General features: G+C 64.5%; 19 protein-coding genes. 7 read left to right on the top strand and 12 right to left on the bottom strand.

From position 1 onward, the window contains the following. Positions 1-2 precede the first annotated feature (2 nt). The 8 genes from AC1RL5_RS05760 to mdaB form a co-directional block, all read right to left on the bottom strand. Entirely contained in the window at positions 3-371 is a 369-nt protein-coding gene (locus tag AC1RL5_RS05760; protein WP_011059140.1) for a glyoxalase superfamily protein, read from the bottom strand. A 116-nt stretch (positions 372-487) separates the two neighbouring features. Further along, positions 488-1,954, bottom strand: a complete 1,467-nt coding sequence (locus tag AC1RL5_RS05755; protein ID WP_492589134.1) for an N-acyl-D-amino-acid deacylase family protein — start codon at positions 1,952-1,954, stop codon at positions 488-490. Position 1,955: 1 nt separating this feature from the next. After that, on the bottom strand, positions 1,956-2,816 hold the full coding sequence (locus tag AC1RL5_RS05750; protein WP_072451339.1) for a MurR/RpiR family transcriptional regulator: 861 nt from the start codon (positions 2,814-2,816) through the stop codon (positions 1,956-1,958). After that, positions 2,817-4,166 carry a GntT/GntP/DsdX family permease gene (locus tag AC1RL5_RS05745; protein WP_072451340.1) on the bottom strand — a complete coding sequence of 450 codons (1,350 nt, stop codon included), beginning with the start codon at positions 4,164-4,166 and terminating at the stop codon, positions 2,817-2,819. A 190-nt stretch (positions 4,167-4,356) separates the two neighbouring features. After that, positions 4,357-5,802, bottom strand: a complete 1,446-nt coding sequence (locus AC1RL5_RS05740; RefSeq protein WP_011059136.1) for a SulP family inorganic anion transporter — start codon at positions 5,800-5,802, stop codon at positions 4,357-4,359. A gap of 228 nt (positions 5,803-6,030) precedes the next feature. Then, a complete protein-coding gene (gene ggt, locus AC1RL5_RS05735; RefSeq protein WP_072451341.1) occupies positions 6,031-7,698 on the bottom strand; it encodes a gamma-glutamyltransferase in 1,668 nt (555 codons plus the stop codon). Positions 7,699-7,917: 219 nt separating this feature from the next. Next, positions 7,918-8,829 (bottom strand): LysR family transcriptional regulator, encoded by a 912-nt coding sequence (locus AC1RL5_RS05730; RefSeq protein WP_011059134.1) that lies wholly within the window; start codon positions 8,827-8,829, stop codon positions 7,918-7,920. Positions 8,830-8,896: 67 nt separating this feature from the next. Beyond that, positions 8,897-9,487 carry an NADPH:quinone oxidoreductase MdaB gene (gene mdaB / locus AC1RL5_RS05725; RefSeq protein ID WP_041115830.1) on the bottom strand — a complete coding sequence of 197 codons (591 nt, stop codon included), beginning with the start codon at positions 9,485-9,487 and terminating at the stop codon, positions 8,897-8,899. A 203-nt stretch (positions 9,488-9,690) separates the two neighbouring features. On the opposite strand from mdaB, the gene AC1RL5_RS05720 reads away from it, so the two are divergent. Continuing rightward, positions 9,691-10,005, top strand: a complete 315-nt coding sequence (locus AC1RL5_RS05720; RefSeq protein ID WP_011059132.1) for a putative quinol monooxygenase — start codon at positions 9,691-9,693, stop codon at positions 10,003-10,005. Between the two features lie 9 nt (positions 10,006-10,014). On the opposite strand, the gene AC1RL5_RS05715 is transcribed toward AC1RL5_RS05720, so the two are convergent. Next, positions 10,015-10,779 carry a sulfite exporter TauE/SafE family protein gene (locus AC1RL5_RS05715; protein WP_492589133.1) on the bottom strand — a complete coding sequence of 255 codons (765 nt, stop codon included), beginning with the start codon at positions 10,777-10,779 and terminating at the stop codon, positions 10,015-10,017. A gap of 213 nt (positions 10,780-10,992) precedes the next feature. On the opposite strand from AC1RL5_RS05715, the gene AC1RL5_RS05710 reads away from it, so the two are divergent. The 3 genes from AC1RL5_RS05710 to AC1RL5_RS05700 all read left to right on the top strand — a co-directional run bounded on the left by AC1RL5_RS05710 (position 10,993) and on the right by AC1RL5_RS05700 (position 12,942). Next, positions 10,993-11,874, top strand: a complete 882-nt coding sequence (locus AC1RL5_RS05710) for a LysR family transcriptional regulator (RefSeq protein WP_011059130.1) — start codon at positions 10,993-10,995, stop codon at positions 11,872-11,874. Positions 11,875-11,930: 56 nt separating this feature from the next. Next, on the top strand, positions 11,931-12,506 hold the full coding sequence (locus tag AC1RL5_RS05705; protein WP_053156272.1) for an NAD(P)H-dependent oxidoreductase: 576 nt from the start codon (positions 11,931-11,933) through the stop codon (positions 12,504-12,506). 64 nt (positions 12,507-12,570) lie between these two features. Beyond that, complete coding sequence (locus AC1RL5_RS05700; protein WP_492589132.1) at positions 12,571-12,942, top strand: MerR family transcriptional regulator; 372 nt, start codon at positions 12,571-12,573, stop codon at positions 12,940-12,942. A gap of 21 nt (positions 12,943-12,963) precedes the next feature. Here the strand turns inward: AC1RL5_RS05700 and AC1RL5_RS05695 are convergent, their stop codons facing one another. Together AC1RL5_RS05695 and kynU are read right to left on the bottom strand one after the other, a co-directional pair. Continuing rightward, a complete protein-coding gene (locus AC1RL5_RS05695) occupies positions 12,964-14,367 on the bottom strand; it encodes an amino acid permease (RefSeq protein WP_492589131.1) in 1,404 nt (467 codons plus the stop codon). Between the two features lie 110 nt (positions 14,368-14,477). Further along, positions 14,478-15,728, bottom strand: coding sequence for a kynureninase (gene kynU, locus AC1RL5_RS05690; RefSeq protein WP_207239795.1), 1,251 nt, complete (start codon positions 15,726-15,728; stop codon positions 14,478-14,480). 187 nt (positions 15,729-15,915) lie between these two features. Between kynU and AC1RL5_RS05685 the strand changes: the two genes are divergently transcribed. Then, positions 15,916-16,389 carry an Lrp/AsnC family transcriptional regulator gene (locus tag AC1RL5_RS05685; protein ID WP_011059125.1) on the top strand — a complete coding sequence of 158 codons (474 nt, stop codon included), beginning with the start codon at positions 15,916-15,918 and terminating at the stop codon, positions 16,387-16,389. Between the two features lie 6 nt (positions 16,390-16,395). On the opposite strand, the gene AC1RL5_RS05680 is transcribed toward AC1RL5_RS05685, so the two are convergent. Then, positions 16,396-17,409 (bottom strand): AraC family transcriptional regulator, encoded by a 1,014-nt coding sequence (locus AC1RL5_RS05680; protein ID WP_011059124.1) that lies wholly within the window; start codon positions 17,407-17,409, stop codon positions 16,396-16,398. A 369-nt stretch (positions 17,410-17,778) separates the two neighbouring features. Here AC1RL5_RS05680 and antA point away from each other — a divergent pair, with 369 nt between their 5' ends. Together antA and antB are read left to right on the top strand one after the other, a co-directional pair. Beyond that, a complete protein-coding gene (gene antA, locus AC1RL5_RS05675; RefSeq protein WP_011059123.1) occupies positions 17,779-19,167 on the top strand; it encodes an anthranilate 1,2-dioxygenase large subunit in 1,389 nt (462 codons plus the stop codon). A 2-nt stretch (positions 19,168-19,169) separates the two neighbouring features. Continuing rightward, entirely contained in the window at positions 19,170-19,661 is a 492-nt protein-coding gene (gene antB / locus AC1RL5_RS05670) for an anthranilate 1,2-dioxygenase small subunit (RefSeq protein WP_093404996.1), read from the top strand. The last annotated feature ends 5 nt before the right edge of the window (positions 19,662-19,666 follow it).

The following is a 19,666-nucleotide window of genomic DNA, read 5'->3' as shown; positions in this document are numbered from 1 at the left end:
CGTTACACGCTGATGGCGTTGGTGAACACCAGGCGATTGCCGAACGGATCGCTGATGGTCATGTCCTGGCTGCCCCAGGGCATGGCCTGGATCTGCGGATGGGAGAAGCGGTACTGCTTGGCCAGCAACTGCTGCTGGAAGGTTTCCAGTTCATCGGTCTCGATCCGCAGGGCCGCACCCGGCGAGCAGTCGCCATGGTGCTCGGTAAGGTGCAGCACGCACTCGCCCCGCGAGACCTGCATGTACAGCGGAAAATCGGCTTCGAAGCGGTGTTCCCAATCCAGGGAGAAACCCAGGAAATCGAGGTAAAACTCCCGGGCCTTGGCTTCATCGAAGATCCGCAGGATGGGGGTGGTTTTGCCAAAGCTCATTGCGCGACTCCCTGACTGAAATGAGCCGACTATACAGACGGCGATTATCAGCAGTTCGGCGCCGCTCGGGGATTCTTTAATAGCACAGCGCCATCATTGTGATGGAGGTCAACAAATCAGCCAGCGGATGTAAATCCCGGGCGCAGATCACCTTCCCGGGGCAGGAAGCGCCCGTGGCGTTCGCCGTTGGCCCGGCCCTGGGCAAAACTGCACACGCCATTGACCCAGACCCCATCGATGCCTTGCGCGGCGCGCTGCGGCTCCTTGAAATCCGCCACGTCACGCACCCGCGCCGGGTCGAACAGCACCAGGTCGGCCCAGTGCCCTTCACGGATCTCGCCACGCTGGTGCAGGCCGAAGCGCGCCGCAGACAGCCCGGTCATCTTGTGCACCGCAGTGTGCAGCGGGAACAGGCCCAGGTCGCGGCTGAAGTGCCCCAGTACCCGGGGGAAGGCGCCCCACAACCTTGGATGGGGGAAAGGATCTTCCGGCAGGCCATCGGAGCCGATCATCGACAGCGGATGGGCGAGGATGCGCCGCACATCGTTTTCATCCATGCCGTAGTACACCGCCCCCGCCGGTTGCAGGCGCTCGGCAGCGGCCAGCAGGCTGACGCCCCAGTCGGCGGCGATCTCGCTCAAGTCACGACCGCCCTGCTCGGGGTGCGGTGTGGACCAGGTGATGGTGATGCGGTAGGCATCGGTGACCTGCTTGAGGTCCAGGGTCGAGGAGCTGGCGGCGTAGGGATAGCAGTCGCAGCCCACCGGGTGTTCCCGGGCGGCGTTTTCCAGGGCCGCCAGCAGTTGCGGGCTGCGCCCCCAGTTGCCGGCGCCGGCGCACTTGAGGTGCGAGACGATCACCGGCGCCCGGGCCGCGCGACCAATCAGAAAAGCTTCGTCCATGGCCTCCAGCACCGGCTCGAACTCGCTGCGCAAATGGGTGGTGTACACCGCGCCGAACGTCGTCAATTCCTGGGCCAGTTGCAACACTTCATCGGTCTCGGCGCAAAACGCGCTGGCGTAGGCCAGCCCGCTGGACAGGCCGAGGGCGCCGTCCTCCAGGCTTTCGCGCAGTTGCCCGCGCATGGCGCTGATTTCATCGGCCGTGGCCGTGCGAAACAGGTCCGGCAGGTGGTTGCTGCGCAGCGCGGTGTGCCCCACCAGCGCCGCCACGTTGATCGCCGGGCGCGCGGCATCCACCGCCGCGCGGTAGTCACGAAAACGCGGGTAGACGAACATCGAGCGCTCGCCCAGCAGGTTCATCGGGTCCGGCGGGTCGCCCTTGAGGGTCACCGGCGCGGCGCTGATCCCGCAGTTGCCGACGATCACCGTGGTCACCCCCTGGCTGAGCTTGGGCAGCATCTGCGGCTGGCGGATCACCACCGTGTCGTCATGGGTGTGCACGTCGATGAAACCCGGGGCCAACACCCGCCCGGCGGCGTCGATCTCTTGCTCGGCGCTGGCCGCGGACAGATCGCCGATGCGCGCGATGCGCCCGTCGAGGATGGCCAGGTCGGCGGGGTAACCGGGACGGTCGCCGCCGTCGATGATCAGGGCGTTGCGGATCAGCGTGTGGTAGCGCATGTCAGTCTCCCAGGGGCAGGCAATCGTCGCCGCCACGGTAATGGTCCAGGGCCAGCTTGATCCGTCGCAGGCGTTCCTGGTTGTCATCGGGCAGGGCCAGGGCCAGCTCGGTGGCCAGCACATCAATGGCCAACAGCATGCCGTAGCGGGCCGCGGTGGGTTTGTAGATGAACGAGGTCTCGGCGCTGTGCAGCGGCAGCAGCACATCCGCCAATTGCGCCAGGGGCGAGTCGGGCAAGGTAATGGCCAGGATCCCGGCGCCGTAGGTCCGGGCCAGGGCCACCGCCTCCAGCAGCTCGGGGGTGATGCCGGTCAGCGAACAGGCGATCACCGCGTGCTGCGGCCCCAGGGCGGCAGCGGTGACGCGCATCATCACCGGGTCGTGGCAGGCGGCAATGGGATAGCCCAGGCGTACCAGGCGCACTTGCAACTCGCTGCTGCACAGGGTCGAGCAGCCGCCCATGCCGAAGGCGTGGATCATCCGCGCGCGCCCCAGCAGGCGCACCGCATCGGCGAATTGGGCCTCCTCGAAACCGGCCAGATGCTGGTGCAGCGCAGCTTCGATATCGCCAACGATCTGCCGGTAGAACCCGGACTGTTCCAGGGTGCCGGCGGGGTCCAGGAAGCGGCTGCCCACTCCACTGGCCTGGGCCAGTTGCAGGCGCAACTGGCGCAAGTCGCGGCAGCCGACGCTGCGGGCAAAGCGCGACAGGGTGGCGGCGCTGACTTCAGCGCGGCGGGCCAGTTCGTCGAGGCTGGCAGAGGCGGCAAAGCCCACATCGTCGAGCATCAGCCGGGCGATCCGCCCTTCCCCGGCGCTGAGAAAATCCAGGCGCGAGCGGATCTGGTAAAGGATGTCCATCTACAAAAACTCCGCGAGGACCAGGGTCAGGCCGAAGGCGATCACCGAGATCAGGGTCTCCAGCACGGTCCAGGTCTTGAAGGTCTGGATGACGGTCATATTGAAGTATTCCTTCACCAGCCAGAAGCCGCCGTCGTTGACGTGGGAAAGAATCACCGAGCCGGCGCCGGTGGCGATCACCAGCAGCTCCGGGTGCGGGTAGCCCAGGCCGACGGCCACCGGCGCCACCACCCCGGAAGCGGTGGTCAGGGCCACGGTGGCCGAACCGGTGGCGACCCGCATCAGCACCGCGAACAGCCAGCCCATCCACAACGGCGAGAGCTGGAACTCATGGGCCAGGCCGACGATCTGCTCGGTCACCCCGGAGTCGATGAGAATGCGGTTGAGGCCGCCGCCGGCTCCCACCAACAGGGTGATGCTGGCGGTGGGCGCCAGGCATTCGTTGGTGAACTTGAGGATCGATTCGCGGTTCATGCCCTGGGCCAGCCCCAGGGTCCAGAAACTCACCAGGGTGGCCACCAGCAGGGCGATCACCGAGTTGCCGATAAACAGCAGGAACTGGTTGAGGCCGGTGCCGGGCTCGGCCAGCAGGTTGGCCCAACCACCGATCAGCATCAGCACCACCGGCAACAGAATCGTGGCCATGGTCAGGCGGAAACTCGGCAGGCGCGGGCGCGGCTCGCGGGCAATGAACTGGCGCTCCAGGGGGTTCTGCGCCGGCAGGTGGATGTGCGGCACGATGAACCGCGCGTACAGCGGACCGGCGATGATCGCCGTGGGCACGCCGATCAGCAGCGCATACAGCAGGGTCTGACCCACCGACGCCTGATAGGCCTGCACCGCCAGCATCGCCCCCGGATGCGGCGGCACCAGGGCGTGGACCACCGACAGCCCGGCGACCATCGGCAGGCCCACCATCAGCAGCGACACCCCCACCCGTCGCGCCACGGTAAAGGCAATGGGGATGAGCAGCACAAAGCCCACCTCGAAGAACAGCGGCAACCCCACCAGAAAGGCGATGCAGACCATGGCCCAATGCGCGTTGCGCTCGCCGAAACGGTCGATCAGGGTGCGCGCCACCTGCTCGGCACCGCCGGATTCGGCCATCAGCTTGCCGAGCATGGTGCCCAGGGCCACCACCAGGGCGATATGCCCCAGGGTCTTGCCGACCCCGGCCTCGTAGGCGCCCACCACTCCGGAAGGCGGCATGCCGGCCATCAGCGCCAGGCCCACCGACACCAGGGTGATGACGATAAAGGGGTTGAGTCGGTAGCGGGCGATCAACACGATCAGCGCAATGATGGCGACTGCGGCGTAGCCCAGCAGCCAAGAACCCGTAGCGGGAGCCATGGCGTCCTCCTTGAAAACAGCGTCACTTTCGAATGGTTGTGAAATTCATTAATCACTTAAGGAAGCAAACTTCAAACCGAGTGAAACTTATTTTCGTAAAGAGGCAGGCTTTGTCGCGAACAGCTAAGTGAAAGGCCGGCTTATGAAAATCGGCAGTGGGTATTTTCATCCACTGCCGCTGTGGCCGATCTCAGTCGTGATGCTCTCGGGCACGCTTGAGCAGCTTCTTGCAGCGCTCGGACAGGTGCAGCACCCGCAACTGCTTGCCGGCCTTGGCATAACGCTCGCGCAGGGTTTTCAGCGCGGCGATGGCCGAGTAGTCGACAAAACTCAGGTGGCGACAGTCGACAGTCACGTGCCGAGGATCGCCAGCCGGATCGAACTGGTTGAGAAACGGCGTGGTGGAGGCGAAGAACAGGGTGCCATGCAGTTGGTAGTGCTTGCTGCCGTCGGCTTCCAGGTGGCTGTCGGCGTACAGCTCGCGGGCCTGCTGCCAGGCGAAATTGAGGGCGGCAATGACGATGCCGCAGAACACCGCCATGGCCAGGTCGGTGAACACGGTGATCACGGTCACCGCGAGGATCACCAGCACATCGTTGAGCGGCACCTTGTTGATCACCCGCAGGGACGCCCAGGCGAAGGTCTGCTGCGACACCACGAACATCACCCCCACCAGCGCCGCCAGAGGGATGCGCTCGATCAGCGGTGAGAGAAACAGCACGAACAGCAGGATCAGAGCGCCCGCCACCACGCCCGACAAACGCCCGCGGCCACCGGAGCTGAGGTTGATCACGGTCTGGCCGATCATCGCGCAGCCACCCATGCCGCCGAACATTCCCGAGACCACATTGGCCGCGCCCAGGGCCACGCATTCACGGTCCGGGTAACCGCGGCTCTCGGTGATTTCGTCGGTGAGGTTGAGGGTCAGCAGGGTTTCCAGCAGGCCGACCATGGCCATCAGGAACGCATAGGGCGCGATGATGCCCAGGGTTTCAAGGTTCCACGGCACCTGGGGCAGCGCCAGGCTCGGCAGGCCGCCGGCGATGTGGGCCATGTCCCCCAGGGTGCGGGTCGGCAGGCCCAGCAAGTACACCAACGCGCCGACCCCGAGGATCGCCACCAGGGCCGGTGGCACCGCCCGGGTCAGGCGCGGTAGCAGATAGACGATGGCCATGGTCAATGCCACCAGCCCGGCCATCAGGTACAGCGGCTGGCCGCTGAGCCAGTGTTCGCCGCTCTTGAAATGTTCCAGCTGGGCCAGGGCGATAACGATCGCCAGGCCGTTGACGAAGCCCAGCATCACCGGGTGCGGCACCATGCGCACCAGCTTGCCCAGGCGCAGCAGGCCGAAGGCGACCATCACCAGCCCACCCAGCAGCACCGTGGCCAGCAGGTACTGCACCCCGTGCTGCACTACCAGGGCGACGATCACCACCGCCATGGAGCCAGCCGCGCCGGAGACCATGCCCGGCCGGCCGCCGAACAGCGCGGTCAGGGTGCAGATGAAGAACGCGCCATACAGGCCCATCAACGGGTTGAGGTGGGCCACCAGGGCGAAGGCGATGCATTCGGGCAGCAAGGCAAAGGAGGTGGTGAGTCCGGCCAGGACATCGGCACGCAGACGTTTTGCTTTCATGATTGACCTGATAGACGGACCGGCAGGCGCGGCCCTGGGAAGTGCGGAAAGAAGGCGGGGAATGTTACGGAATTGAGCCGCCTCCGACCAGCCGGCCGTCGGCGCCTGCACAACGAAGGTAGGAGCTGGCTTGCCAGCGAAGAGGCCGCTCGACCTGGCGCCAGGCTTGCGGGCCCTTTCGCCGGCAAGCGGAACGCCGCCCGGCCAGCTCCTACAGGGGTTCAGCGGTTATTTGACGACCTTGCCGACACCGCGGCCACGTGGATCGGAAGCGGTTTCAAGCGCGGTGCCATTGACCCGGATGGCCTGGATATCGCCCATCTCCCAGCCCTGGTCTTCCAGGGTGTAGCCCATGGCTTTCAGCTCGTCGGCCACCTTGCCGGTGAGCGGCGCATAGGCGTCGTAGTAGATGGTGTCCTTGGGCAGCAACTGGTGATGCACGCGCTGCGCGGCCACGGCCTTTTCCAGGGGCAGGTGGTAGTCGTAGAGGTTGTTCAGCACCTGGAAGATCGAGGTGAAGATCCGCGAACCTCCGGGGGTGCCCAGCACCAGGGTGACCTTGCCATCGCGGGTCACCAGGCTCGGGCTCATGGAGGACAGCATGCGCTTGCCCGGGGCGATGGCGTTGGCGTCGCCGCCCACTACGCCGAAGGCATTGGCCACGCCCGGCTTGGCGCTGAAGTCGTCCATTTCGTCGTTGAGCAGAAAGCCCGCGCCCTTGACCACCACGCCGCTGCCATAGTCCCAGTTCAGGGTGTAGGTGTTGCTCACCGCGTTGCCCTGGACATCGACAATGGAGAAGTGGGTGGTCTGGTGCGGCTCAAGCCCGGGGCGCACTTTCTCGGTAGCCGAGATGGCGTTGGGGTTGACCTCGGCGGCGCGTTTTTTCAGGTACGCCGGGTCGGTCAGTTGCTTGACCGGAACATCGGAAAACGCCGGGTCGCCCAGGTAGTCGGCGCGGTCGGCGAACACCCGCTTTTCGATTTCCGCCAGCAGGTGAATGTACTTGGCCGAATTGAGCTCCACACCCTTGAAGTCCGCCGCGCGCTCTTCCTTGATGCTGATCAGCTGCGCCAGGGCCACCCCGCCAGAGCTGGGCGGCGGCGCGGTGTACAGGGTGTTGCCACGGAAGGTCACCTGCAGCGGCTGGCGCCACTGGACCTTGTAGTCCTGCAGGTCCTGCTTGGTGATCAGGCCCTTGTCGGCCTGCATCTGCGCCACCAGCAAGTCGGCGGTCTTGCCGCTGTAGAACTCCTTGGCGCCCTGGTCGGCGATGCGCTCCAGGGTCGCGGCCAGCTCCGGCTGGCGGAAGGTCTCGCCCGGTTTCATGCTGCCGAAGTAGTCGCCGAAGTTGGTGGTGCCGTTGAACAGCTTCAACGCATCCTCGCGGTACTGGTACTGCTTGTCGGCCACCTTGAAGCCGTTCTTCGCATAACCCACGGCCGGGGTGATCAGCTCGCTCCAGGGCAGCTTGCCGAACTTCTGGTGCGCCTCCCACAGGCCCATCACCGTACCCGGCACCCCGGCGGCGCGGGCGCCCACCAGGCTCAGGTTCTCGATCACCTCGCCCTTTTCATTCAGGTACATGTTCCGGGTCGCGGCCTTGGGCGCGGTTTCCCGGTAGTCGAGGAAGTACGGCTTGCCGTCGATGTACATCGTCATGAACCCGCCGCCACCGATGTTGCCGGCCTCGGGGTAGGTCACGGCCAGGGCAAAGGCCGTGGCCACCGCGGCATCCACCGCGTTGCCGCCCTTCTTGAGGATCTGCGCCGCGACATCGGCGCCGTACTGGTTGGGCGCGGCCACCGCGCCGCCTTCCAGGGTCACGGCGAAGGCCGAGCTGCTGGCGGCGATAGCGGCCGTCAGGGCCAGGGTCTTGAACAACAGAATGCGCATAGGTCCTTCCTTTTCTTGTTATTGAACGGCAAGAACATAGGCCCGAGACGGTGGTTTGAGCAATCGCCAATCGTGGCACGAACGTCCCAAGCCTCAGCCATGGATAACCGTAGGAGCTGGCTTGCCAGCGAATGCAACTTCAAGAGTTGCGCAAAACCCGGGGGCCCCTTCGCCGGCAAGCCGGCTCCTACAGGGGATAGGCGGGGAATGGGGGAGCCTTCAGCCCTGGAACTCGGGGTTGGCGTAATCGGCCAGCTTGCCCTGGATGAAATCCAGGAAGCACTGGATGCGCAGGGCCAGTTGCGAGTTGCGGTAGTACACGGCGTTGATCGGCTGGCGATAGCCGCTGTTGAACGAGGCCAGCACCGGTTGCAGGCGCCCGGCGCGGATGTCGTCGATGGTCATGAAGTGCGACAGGCAGGCAATGCCCTGCCCTTCCAGCGCCAGGTGGCGCAGGGTCTCGCCACTGGAGGCGCTGATGCCCGGCTGGATCTGCCAGCGGTCGCCATGCACATGGCGCAGCGGCCAGTGATTGAGGGTCTCGGTCTGGGTGAAGCCCAGCAGGGTGTGCCCGGCCAGTTCGGCCACGCTCTGCGGCGTACCGTGGCGGGCCAGGTAGTCAGGGCTGGCGAGGATGTGCAGCGGGCTGCAGCCCAGGGAGCGGGCATGCAGGGTGGAATCCGCCAGCACCCCGATGCGAATGGCGATGTCGGTGCTCTGCTCCAGCAGGTCGATGATCAGGTCGTTGCTGTTGAGCTCCAGCTGGATATCCGGGTACAGGCTGCGGAACTCGGCCACATAGGGAACGATGGCGTGCAGCATGAAGGGCGACGCAGCGTTGATCCGCAAGCGCCCGGACGGATTGCGCTGGCGCGACGACAGGCGCTCTTCGAGCTCGTCCATCTGATCGAGGATCAGCTTGGCCTGTTCGAAGAAGTAGCGCCCTTCCTCGGTCAGGTCCATGCGCCGAGTGGTGCGGTTGATCAGCGTGGTGTCGAGCTTGGCCTCCAGCCGCGACAAGCTGCGGCTGACCGCCGAAGGGGTCTGGGCCAACTGCTCGGCGGCGGCGGAAATCGAGCCGCACTCGATGACACAGACGAAGACTTGCAACTCGTCGGATCGGGCTTTCACATGAGTCCTCTGGCGGCAGCGGGGCGACATCGCCCCTGAATTTCAAGGCACTCAATAGTAGCCGGATTCAGCCCGGCAGATTGAACACTGCCTTGAGGTGTTCCTCGTAACGCTGCACATCGCCTTCGATGTTCGGGCGTTTCATCACGTCCACACAGAGGAAGGTTGGCAGGGCGCTCATGCCCAGGAACTGGTTGGCCTTGTGGAACGGGAAGTAGACCGCGTCCACGCCCTTGGCCTCGAAGAAGTCGGTGGGATCGTCGAAGGCTTGCTGCGGGGCGTTCCAGGTCAGCGAAAGCATGTACTGCTTGCCCTGGATCAGGCCACCGCTGCCGTACTTCTGCGAGGCATCGGAGCGGGTCCGGCCGTCGCTGGCGTAGAGGCTGCCGTGGCCTTCGGTGAAGACTTCGTCGATGTATTTCTTGACGATCCACGGTGCGCCCATCCACCAGCCGGGCATCTGGTAGACGATCACGTCGGCCCAGAGAAACTTCGCCACTTCTTCCTGGATGTCATAACCCTCGTCGATATGAGTGACCTTGACCTCCACACCACCCCGGTCGAGCACCGCCAGGGCCGTGTCGTGCAGGGTCGCGTTGTAGCGGCCATCGGAGTGGGCGAATTGCTTGGCGCCATTGAGCAGCAGTACTTTTTTCATGATCCAGCCTCATCGGGAACAACCCGTTGCGCATCGATGGCGGCGGGCTGTAAAGATTGAAAACGATGGCGGCAGGTTAATCAGGCCAGGGCCGGAGAATAAGCCCGGGTTGTTCAAAATACATTTGACTCAAACGCACGAATCAATGGTGGATTGTTGCCTTAGAATTTTTGCCGACCTCCCCATCAGCAAGAGTGCTCCTTATGCCCACACCCCAGGCCTTCATCCTTCACGCCAAGACCCGCCCGGAACGGGCTGATGCCTTCGAGGCGTTCTTTCTCGGCCATGTAGCCGCCAGCCGCGCTGAAGCCGGCTGCATCGAATACCACATGCTGCGGGACCGACAGGACCCGAGCCTGTTCATTTTCTACGAGGTCTGGGCTTCCCAGGAGGCGCTGGATAGCCACTCCAGCCTGCCGCACATGCAGCAGTTCCTCGACGCGCGCATGGACTACCTGGAGCGCGACTTCGAGATCCGCGCCATCGACATGCTCAGCCCGGCCGCGGCTGGCCGCTGAGCAAAAGGTCTAGCCGCTGATCAGCAAGTGCCCGCCCAAGAGGCCCATGCCGACAAAGAACACCCGCTTGAACAGCTGGGCGCTGATGCGCTGGCGCAACCACTGCCCCAGCCACATGCCCAGCAGCGCCGGGGCCAGGGTCAGCAGCGAGGCCCCCAGCTCGGCGCCGCCCAGGGCGCCGCGCCACAGCAGGCCGCCGGCCAGGGCCAGGGTCGAGACGGTGAACGACAGGCCCAGGGCCTGCACCAGCTGATCCTTGTTCAGCCCCAGGGCTTGCAGGTAGGGCACAGCCGGAATCACGAACACTCCGGTGGCCGAGGTGATGACCCCGGTGACCAGCCCGCACAGCGGCCCCAGCCAGCGTTCCTGGGCCGCCGACACTCGCAGGGTCGGCAACAGCAAGCCGCTCAGGGCATATAGCAGTAGCGCCGCCCCCAAGCCCCGCACTACCCAATGCCCGGCGTCGATTCCCAGCCACAGGGAGCCGGCGGCGGTGCCGGCAAAGATCGCCAGCAGCATCGGCCACAGGCGCTTGAGCAAGGCCGGCAGATGCCCGCCAAAGGCCAGTTGCCAGAGATTGGTCAAGGTCGCCGGAATGATCAGCAGGGCCGCAGCCTGCGCCGGCGTCATAGCCAACCCCAAGAGGCCCATGGCCACGGTGGGCAGGCCAAGACCGATCACCCCCTTGACCATGCCGGCCAGCACAAAAGTGCCGATCACCAACAGGGAAAGGGCCATTCCGAGATTCTGATAAAACGCGAGCGAGCTGTTCATGGGCCTATCCTGCGCCCTGCTCGCCCTGCTGAAAATCTGCCATATACTGAGCCAGCCTCTTGCCCGGCAATAGGCACATACAAAAACCTATTGCCCGTACCGCCGTAGGAGCTGGCTTGCCAGCGAAAGCGATTTCGAGATTTGCGCAAAACCCGCGGCCTCTTCGCCGGCAAGCCGGCTCCTACAAAAATGACGCTCCCCGAGAGATGCCCCATGCACTTCGACCTGATCGACCTGCGCCTGTACCTGAACATTCTGGAGGCCGGCAACATCACCGCCGGTGCCGCTCGCAGCCACTTGTCGCTGGCCGCCGCCAGCGCTCGAATCCGCGCCATGGAGGCCTCGCTGGGCATCGAGTTTCTCGAACGCGGGCGTCGTGGCATCCGCCCGACAGCCGCCGGCAAGGCCCTGGCCCAGCATGCACGAACGCTGCTGCTGTACGCCGAGCACCTGCAGCAGGACCTTGGCGAATACGCCAGGGGGGTCAAGGGCCAGGTGCGCCTGTTGTGCAACACCACCGCACTCAGCGAGTACCTGCCAGAGCTGCTGGCAGACTTCCTGCACAGCCAGCCCCATGTCGATATCGAGCTGCAGGAGCTGCCCAGCCAGCGCATCACCCACGCCCTGCGCCAGGGCGCGGCGGACCTGGGGATCGTCTCCGACGCGGTGGACACCCAGGGCCTGATGACCCGGGCCTTTCGCGACGACCCACTGGTACTGGTGATGCCCCCGGACCACCCCTTGAGTAGCCTGCCGGCCCCCAGCTTCAGCGACAGCCTGGCCCACGACTATGTCGGCCTGGCCAGCCACAGCGCCCTGGCGGTGTACCTGGAGGAACAGGCCCTGCACCTGGGCCGGCGCATGCAGTTGCGCATCCGCGCCGAAGGCTTCGACGCCGTGCTGCGCATGGTGGCCCGCGGCGCCGGGCTGGCCCTGGTGCCCCTGGCGGCCCTGCAACGCAACCTGCACCTGGCTCTGCAAAGCCGCCCCTTGAACGAGGCCTGGGCACGCCGCCGCTTGCTGCTGTGCGCCCGCGACTTCGACGCCCTGCCCCTGTATGCCCAGGGCTTGTGCCGTGCGCTGCTGGAGCCTTGACTCTCCCCTTAGGGGCAGACTTTAGCCTTGGGGTTTATTCCTCAAGGACCACGGCAATGAGCAAACGCATCCTGGTGATTCTCGGCCACCCTTCGCGCCACAGCCTGTGCGCGGCATTGAGCGAGCGCTACGTGAAAGCGGCGCAGGAAGCCGGCCATGAAGTGCGCCAGCTCAAGCTCGGCGACCTGCATTTCGACCCGGTTCTGCGCGAAGGTTATCGCCAGATCCAGCCCCTGGAAGAAGACCTGCAGCAGGCCCAGGCCGACATCCTCTGGGCCGAGCACCTGACCTGGGTCTTCCCCATCTGGTGGGGCGGCATTCCGGCGCTGATGAAGGGCTTTCTCGATCGCGTGCTGCTGCCGGGCTTCGCCTTCAAGTACCGCCCCGGCAAAGCCTTTCCGGAGCAGCTGCTAAAGGGCCGCAGCGCCCACCTGCTGGTGACCATGGATACACCGCCCTGGTACTTCCGCTGGTTCTACCGCATGCCCGGCTTGCAGCAGATGCGCCGCACCACCCTGGCCTTCTGCGGCATCAAGCCCTTGCGCACCCTGACCTTCGGCCCGGTGCTGGACGCCAGCCAGGAACGCCGGGCCGACTGGCTGCTGCAAGTGGAGCACCTTGCCAGGCAGTGAAAGCGCCGGATAATGCGCAACGCCGTCCACCGCCCGACGACCCGGTACTGGAAAAGGAGCCTTCATGTACATCGGCCAAGCCGCGCAACTGTCCGGAACCACGATCAAGAGCATCCGTCATTACGAGGCCATCGGCCTCTTGCCCGAAGCGCCACGCCAGGGTCGCTACCGCCTGTATGACACGCAGAGCGTCGAGCAACTGATATTCATCAAGTGCGCCCAGCAGTTGGGCTTCAAGCTCAAGGAACTGCAGCAGGTGTTCGCCACCCACCAGGGGCAGGCATTCCCCTGGGACCGGGCCCAGGCGGCCCTGGCGCAGAAAAAGCGCGAGCTGCAACAGCAGATCGAGGATTTGCAGCAGTTGCAGGGCCGGCTCGAGCTGTTCGAGACCAGCCTGCAACAGGCGCGAGAGGAATGCCCCCTGAGCAGCCGCTAGGACCGCCCGGGCGGCCTTGCTTCAGACCTCCGACAAGCCGGCGACCACCCGCGGCTTACGAAAGCACAGGTAATAGACCAGGGTCAGCAACAGCAGGAACGGCACCCCGAACACCAGGGTCATTTTGAACGCCTCGGTGAAGAAGGTGGTGATCATCACCGCCCCCATCAGCACCAGCCCCAGCAGGGTGCTGTAGGGAAACAGGCGCATGCGGAACGACAACTGCTGCTCGCCGTGGCGCTGGTGATAGCGGCGGAAGCAGTAGTGGGTGAGGAAGATCATGAACCAGGTAAAGATCGCGCCGAACATCGAGATCGCCATCATCAGGGAGAACGAACTCTCGGGGTACAGCACGTTGACCAGGGTCGCCAGGGCGATGCCGGAGCTGGACAGCAGCAGGGCATTGAGCGGAATCCCGTTCTTGCTCAGGGCCCCCATGGACTTGGGCGCATAGCCGGCGCGGGACAGGCTGAACATCATCCGCGTGGTGATGTAGAGCTGGCTGTTCATCGCCGATAGCGCGGCGATCAGGATCACGAAATTCATCACCCCGGTGGCCCCGGGAATACCGATGGTCTGCATCACCGTGACGAACGGGCTCTGGGCCTTGCCGGCCTGGGCCCAGGGCACGATGGCCAGCATCAGCGCCAGGGTCAGCAGATAGAACACCACCAGGCGCACGATGGTGGCGCGAAAGGCCTGTTTCACCGCGCGTTGCGGGTCCTTGGCCTCCCCCGCCGCCACCGCGATCATCTCCACGCTCAGGTAGCTGAAGATCGACACGATCACGGCAATCCACATGCCTTCGAAACCGTTGGGAAAGAAGCCGCCGTGAGCGCTGTAGTTGTGCAGCCCGTAGTCGGGGTTGCCAGAGCCGAACACCACGTACACCGCCAGGATGATGAAGCCGACGATGGCGGCGATCTTGATGGTGGAAAACCAGTATTCGAAGTTGCCGAAGGTCTTCACGCTGATGCCGTTGAGCACGATCAGCACGCTGGAGAAGGAGATGATCCACACCCACTCCGGAACGTTGGCGAACCAGTACTTCATGTACATGGCGATGGCCGTGACTTCGGCACCCACCGCCAGCACGATGGCCGCCCAGTAGGCATAGCGCACCAGGAAGCCGGCCAGCGGGCTGACGTAGAACTCGGCGTAGGCACCGAAGGAGCCGGAGGTGGAATGGGCCACGGTCATTTCCGCCAGGCAGCCCATCAGGATCAGGGTGATCAACGCGCCGATGGCGTAGCTCAGCAGCACGCTGGGGCCGGCATAACCGATGGCGTAGGCACTGCCCATGAAAAGCCCGGTGCCAATCGCCCCGCCGATGGCGATCATGCTCATCTGGCCGGCGGTCAACTGCCGCCTGAGGCCGTGCTCGCGATTGGATATCGCTTCGAAACCCTTGTTGGAGGTGGTCACTTTGAGTGCCTCTTTATTGTTGTGTGCACGTATAAATCGTTGTGACGGCCCGTCCTTGTGCCGCTGGCCTGGTCGCCGCACAGGGCGGCAACCAGGGGGTGAAACACGCCTCAGGTCACGCTGTGGCGCACCTGGAATTGCGCCTGGGCCCAGGTTTTCTGGTCGAGGATTTCACCGAGGATCTGCACCGCGTCCCATACCTCGCTGAAGCGGGTGTACAGCGGAGTGAAGCCGAAACGCATGATCCGCGGCTCGCGGTAATCGCCGATCACGCCCCGGGCGATCAGGGCCTGGATCACCGCGTAGCCTTCGGGGTGCTCGAAGCTCACGTGGCTGCCACGCTTGGCATGCTCACGCGGGGTCACCAGTTTCAGCTCGTGACCGGCGCAGCGCTGCTCCACCAGTTCGATGAACAGGTCGGTCAGCGCCAGGGACTTGCGCCGCAGGCTCTGCATGTCGGTCCGTTCGAAGACTTCCAGGCCGCATTCGACCATGGCCAGAGAGGTAATCGGCTGGGTGCCGCACAGGTAGCGGGCAATGCCGCTGGAAGGCTCGTAGCGGGTGGCCATGTCGAACTGCCGGGCATGGCCGAACCAGCCGGACAGCGGCTGGGTAACCAGGTCGCAGAGCGCCGGAGCGACCCAGGCGAAGGCCTGGGAGCCGGGGCCGCCATTGAGGTACTTGTAGGTGCAGCCGATGGCGTAGTCGGCGCCGCTGCGGCCCAGGTCCACCGGCACGGCGCCGGCCGAGTGGGCCAGGTCCCAGATGCTCAGGGCGCCCGCCTCGTGGATCAACCCGGTGGTCGCCTGCATGTCGTGCATGTAGCCGGTCTTGTAGTTGACGTGGGTCAGCAGCACCACCGCGGTGTCCTGGTCGATGGCCGCCGGCAGTTGTTCCGGGCTGTCCACCAGGCGCAGGGAGTAACCCTGCTGCAGCAGCTGCGTCAGCCCTTCGACTATGTACAGGTCGGTAGGAAAGTTGCTGCTTTCGGAGACGATCACCCGCCGCTGGGGCGCACGTCCGGCCTGGACCTGCAGGGCGGCGCTGAGGACCTTGAACAGGTTGATGGAAGTGGTATCGGTGATGACCACCTCACCAGCACCCGCACCGATCAGCGGCGCCAGCCGATCCCCCAGGCTCTGGGACAGGTCACGCCAGCCGGCCGTGTTCCAGCTGCGGATCAGGCCCTCGCCCCACTCTTGCTCGATCACCTGCCGGGCCCGCTCGGCTGCCGCCACGGGGCGGGCACCAAGGGAGTTGCCATCGAGGTAGATCACCCCTTCGGGCAGGCTGAACTGTTGGCGCAGCGGCGCCAGGGGGTCCTGTTCATCGAGACGCAGGCAGTGGTTTTTATCGATCATTGGCAGTCCTGTCTTGGTCAATGTCATGCCCACCGGAAGGGGCCGGGCACGGGGTCCTGGAAACCCGAAAACTTGAGAAATAATGGACGAAGACCGGGAGAATTTTCGTGCAAAGTGCAGCGCGCTGTCGTACTAATCTCGAATAAAATTCTAATCCCCCAATAAAAAACGCGGATTTATGCCAACCATGACCCTCGACTCCACGGACCTGCGCATCCTCTACTTCCTGCAACAGGACGGGCGTATCAGCAATCAGGAACTGGCGGAGAAAGTCGCCCTCTCGCCCTCGGCCTGCCTGCGCCGCCTGCGCCTGCTGGAAACGGAGGGGATCATCAGCGGCTATCGCGCCCAGCTCAATGCCGAGCGCCTGGGCATCGAGCTGGAGGCGATCGTCCACGTGTCCCTGCGCCAGGACGTGGAAGGCTGGCACGAGACCTTTATCGGCAAGGTCCAGCAGTGGCCGGAAGTGGTGGCCGCCTACGTGATCACCGGCGCCAGCAACTACGTGCTGCGCATCCAGGCGCGCAACCTCAAGCACTTCTCGGATTTCATCGTCAACCATCTGAACCGCGCCTCGGGCGTGACCGACATCCGCTCGGAAATCGTCCTGCAGAAGATCAAGGAACAGAACAGCCTGCTGGACCTGGTACAGCGCAAGTAAGGCGTCCTAGAACCCGGCCGGGCGCCGCGCGGGGTGACGCTGGGCAGTGACGCTCGGGGTTTCGTCGAACAGCTTGCGGTACTCGGCGGAGAACCGCCCCAGGTGAGTGAAGCCCCAGCCCAGGGCAATCTCCGAGATGTTGCGCGCCGAGCCGTGCTCGAGAATTTCCTGGCGCACGCCATTGAGCCGGTGGCGCTTGAGGTAGGCCATGGGCGACAGGGCGAAGTACTTGCGAAAGGCCTCGAACAGCTTGAAGCGCGAGACACCGGCGGCGGCCTCCAGGTCTTCCAGGTGCACGGTCTCGCGGGCATGTTCATGCAAGTGCTGGCGGGCCCGTACCAGATAGTGGGGCAGCTTGACCCCGAGCATCGCCCGCAACTCGCTGGAGTAGTTGTTGGGCTGGGCCAGGATCAGGCCCTTGATCAATGAGCTTTCGATTTCCCGGGTGAAGGCCAGCTGTTCATAGAGCTCGTTGCCCTGGGCCAGTTCGCCGATGAAATGCTGCGCCATGCGCCACCAGGCCGCGGCGGCACCGTGCAGCGCATCCATGCCGGGCTCGAAACGCAGCGGCTCCAGCACCGGGCGCTGCAACAGGCCTTCCAGGGCCTCGCTCATGGCCGGCCGGGAAATCACCACCTGCAGCTTGCGACAGTCTCCAGAGATGGCCAGCACCTGGCTTTCGTTGGGGGCGATGATCACTCCCTGGCCGCGGTCCGAGCGCAAGAGACGCCCGTCCTTGCTCAGTTCCTGCTCGCCGCACAACGGCAGGCTCAGGCTGTAGCTGCTGAAGCGCTCGGTGTCCTGGATATCCACCACCACATCGGTGCCGTATTCGATGATGCCCAGGGTCGTGGAACGGGACCTGAGCACGTTGGCACTGTGGTGGAAACGAATGCGTTCGGGGTTGGCGGTTTCCAGGCGGTGAGGCCCACAGATTCCCGCCATCCAGTTCCTGGCCCCTTCAAGGTCAAAGCGATCGATACGAATCTCGCGAAACTGCCCATCAGCCTTGCTATTCATCACGGCGCACCCACGGCAATTTTTATTCAGCGCGCTCTGACGGCGCGTCTTGTATGACAGGGCAAGTTTTGCGCCAGCCGACGGCGCTGCCAACCCAGTGGATAGCAATCGTCGACTAAGTGGATAACCGGGCCCCATCACTCTCATTGGCTGCGCTCACAGTAGCCGATCAGCGCACCAACAGGCAGCCATCCATCGCTTGCCTGCACGATGCTGGGTAGATGCTACCCAGGGGCCCGCTGCTCCATGCCTTGCCGGGAACGGGCAATTTTGTGGATGACCTTGGCCGACTAAGCGGATAGCCGCAGGGCCCCTCCCCTCTCTCTAATGACTGCACCCGATTGGCCTGAATAAAAAAGGTACCGACTCATGAGTGGTGCAAGAAACGTCGAGCAGTGGCAAGACTTCATCGGCAGCTGCCTGGATTTTCGTCCCGCGGACGGGGTGTTCCGTATCGCCCGGGACATGTTCACCGAACCCGAGCTGTTCGACCTGGAGATGGAGCTGATCTTCGAGAAGAACTGGATCTACGCCTGTCACGAAAGCGAGCTGCCCAACAACCACGACTTCATCACGATGCGCGCCGGGCGCCAGCCGATGATCATCACCCGCGACGGCGAGGGCCGGCTCAATGCCCTGGTCAACGCCTGCCAGCACCGCGGCACCACCCTGACCCGGGTTGGCAAGGGCAACCAGTCCACCTTTACCTGCCCCTTCCATGCCTGGTGCTACAAGAGCGACGGGCGCCTGGTGAAGGTCAAGGCGCCAGGGGAATACGACGAGGGCTTCGACAAGGCCACCCGCGGCCTGAAGAAGGCCCGCATCGAGAGCTACAAGGGCTTCGTCTTCATCAGCCTGGACGTGGCCGCCGACAATTCCCTGGAAGACTTCCTCGGCGACGCCAGGATCTTCTTCGACATGATGGTCGCCCAGTCCCCCGACGGTGAGCTGGAGGTGCTGCCGGGCAAGTCCGCCTACACCTACGACGGCAACTGGAAGCTGCAGAACGAGAACGGCCTGGACGGTTATCACGTCAGCACCGTGCACTACAACTACGTGGCCACGGTGCAGCACCGCCAGCAGGTCAACGCCGACAGCGGCGCCGGCAGCAGCGCCACCCTGGACTACAGCAAGCTCGGCGCCGGCGACGCCAGCACCGACGATGGCTGGTTCGCCTTCGAGAACGGCCACAGCGTGCTGTTCAGCGAAATGCCCAACCCGGCGGTGCGCTCCGGCTACGCCAGCATCATGCCGCGCCTGGTGGCCGAGCACGGCCAGGCCAAGGCCGAGTGGATGATGCACCGCCTGCGCAACCTGAACATCTACCCCAGCCTGTTCTTCCTCGACCAGATCAGTTCCCAGTTGCGGATCATCCGCCCCATTGCCTGGAACAAGACCGAGATCATCAGCCAGTGCATCGGGGTCAAGGGCGAGAGCGACGCCGACCGGGAAAACCGCATCCGCCAGTTCGAGGATTTCTTCAACGTCTCGGGCATGGGCACGCCGGACGACCTGGTGGAGTTCCGCGAGGCCCAGCGCGGCTTCCAGGGGCGCCTGGAGCGCTGGAGCGACATCTCCCGCGGGCGCCAGCATTGGGTCAGCGGGCCCACCGCCAACAGCGAGAACCTGGGTATCCAGCCGGCCATGACCGGCACCGAGATCACCCATGAAGGGCTGTACGTCAACCAGCACCGCAACTGGCAGAAATTCCTCCTCGATGGCCTGCAGCGCCGGCCCCTGAAACTGCGTGAGGTGTGATCATGAATGCGCAACTGCAGTACCAGATCGAGCAATTCTTCTACCGCAAGTCCGAGCTTTGCGATGCCCAGGACTGGGACGCCTACCTGCAACTGTTTGCCGTGGACAGCGAGTTCCACCTGCCCCAGTGGGACTCGGAACACGTCTACACCCAGGACCCGAAACGCGAGATGTCGCTGATCTACTACGCCAACCGTTCGGGGCTGGAGGACCGGGTGTTCCGCCTGCGCACCGGCAAGGCGGCCTCGACCATCCCCATGCCGCGCACCCTGCACCTGGTCAGCAACCTGCGGATCGCCGAGGGCGACAACGGCCACCTGCAAGTGCGCCTGAACTGGCACACGCTGTTCTATCGCCTGGCCACTTCCGAGGAGTTCTACGGCCACGCCACCTACGACCTCAAGCCCCAGGGCGACAGCTGGCTGATCCAGCGCAAGCACGTGCTGCTGCTCAACGACACGATCAACTCGGTGCTCGATTTCTATCACCTCTGACCCAC

This window comes from Pseudomonas sp. GW822-FHT06D10 (assembly GCF_058799535.1).
Note: the sequence above shows the minus strand (reverse complement) of the source record. Positions and strands in the feature narration are given on the sequence as shown.

Bases quoted from the DNA above. Each gene is read 5' to 3' on its own strand.
- AC1RL5_RS05715 (WP_492589133.1), bottom strand. From the start codon at position 10,779: ATGAACAGCTCGCTCGCGTTTTATCAGAATCTCGGAATGGCCCTTTCC.
- AC1RL5_RS05740 (WP_011059136.1), bottom strand. From the start codon at position 5,802: ATGAAAGCAAAACGTCTGCGTGCCGATGTCCTGGCCGGACTCACCACC.
- AC1RL5_RS05700 (WP_492589132.1), top strand. From the start codon at position 12,571: ATGTACATCGGCCAAGCCGCGCAACTGTCCGGAACCACGATCAAGAGC.
- ggt (WP_072451341.1), bottom strand. From the start codon at position 7,698: ATGCGCATTCTGTTGTTCAAGACCCTGGCCCTGACGGCCGCTATCGCC.
- AC1RL5_RS05710 (WP_011059130.1), top strand. From the start codon at position 10,993: ATGCACTTCGACCTGATCGACCTGCGCCTGTACCTGAACATTCTGGAG.
- AC1RL5_RS05745 (WP_072451340.1), bottom strand. From the start codon at position 4,166: ATGGCTCCCGCTACGGGTTCTTGGCTGCTGGGCTACGCCGCAGTCGCC.
- mdaB (WP_041115830.1), bottom strand. From the start codon at position 9,487: ATGAAAAAAGTACTGCTGCTCAATGGCGCCAAGCAATTCGCCCACTCC.
- kynU (WP_207239795.1), bottom strand. From the start codon at position 15,728: ATGATCGATAAAAACCACTGCCTGCGTCTCGATGAACAGGACCCCCTG.
- AC1RL5_RS05680 (WP_011059124.1), bottom strand. From the start codon at position 17,409: ATGAATAGCAAGGCTGATGGGCAGTTTCGCGAGATTCGTATCGATCGC.
- AC1RL5_RS05705 (WP_053156272.1), top strand. From the start codon at position 11,931: ATGAGCAAACGCATCCTGGTGATTCTCGGCCACCCTTCGCGCCACAGC.
- antA (WP_011059123.1), top strand. From the start codon at position 17,779: ATGAGTGGTGCAAGAAACGTCGAGCAGTGGCAAGACTTCATCGGCAGC.
- AC1RL5_RS05750 (WP_072451339.1), bottom strand. From the start codon at position 2,816: ATGGACATCCTTTACCAGATCCGCTCGCGCCTGGATTTTCTCAGCGCC.
- AC1RL5_RS05760 (WP_011059140.1), bottom strand. From the start codon at position 371: ATGAGCTTTGGCAAAACCACCCCCATCCTGCGGATCTTCGATGAAGCC.
- AC1RL5_RS05755 (WP_492589134.1), bottom strand. From the start codon at position 1,954: ATGCGCTACCACACGCTGATCCGCAACGCCCTGATCATCGACGGCGGC.
- antB (WP_093404996.1), top strand. From the start codon at position 19,170: ATGAATGCGCAACTGCAGTACCAGATCGAGCAATTCTTCTACCGCAAG.
- AC1RL5_RS05685 (WP_011059125.1), top strand. From the start codon at position 15,916: ATGACCCTCGACTCCACGGACCTGCGCATCCTCTACTTCCTGCAACAG.
- AC1RL5_RS05720 (WP_011059132.1), top strand. From the start codon at position 9,691: ATGCCCACACCCCAGGCCTTCATCCTTCACGCCAAGACCCGCCCGGAA.